Below are 391 nucleotides of genomic sequence, written 5' to 3'. Positions count from 1 at the left end.
GCTCCAACTCGTGGCGCAGGGCGGCCCGGGACCGCCGCCGCAGCCTGCGCAGCACCGCCGTGTCGCACCACTCCTGGCCGATGCCCGAGGGGTGGAACTCGCCCTGGACGACCCGGTTGTCGGCGGCCAGACGGTGCAGCGCACCGTCCGTGACGGCCGGGCCGAGGCCGAAGCGCGCCGCCGCGTCGGCCGAGGTGAAGGGCCCGTGCGTGCGCGCGTACCGCGCCAGGAGGTCGCCCAGCGGGTCCCGCACCGGCTCGGTGAACGCCTCCGGGACGCCGACCGGCAGCGCCGTGCCCAGCGCGTCCCGCAGTCGCCCCGCGTCCTCCACCGCGGCCCAGTGCTGGCGGCCGGCGATGCGCACCCGGATGGCACGCCGGGCGGACTCCAG

1 protein-coding gene is annotated in these 391 nt (G+C 78.5%); it reads right to left on the bottom strand.

The window, feature by feature from the left end:
• Positions 1–391, bottom strand: a 391-nt coding sequence (locus tag KUM32_RS44495; RefSeq protein ID WP_254406766.1) for a hypothetical protein, incomplete at both ends; no start/stop codon positions are given.

It is taken from the genome of Streptomyces sp. AC627_RSS907, from assembly GCF_019049165.1.
Note: the sequence above shows the minus strand (reverse complement) of the source record. Positions and strands in the feature narration are given on the sequence as shown.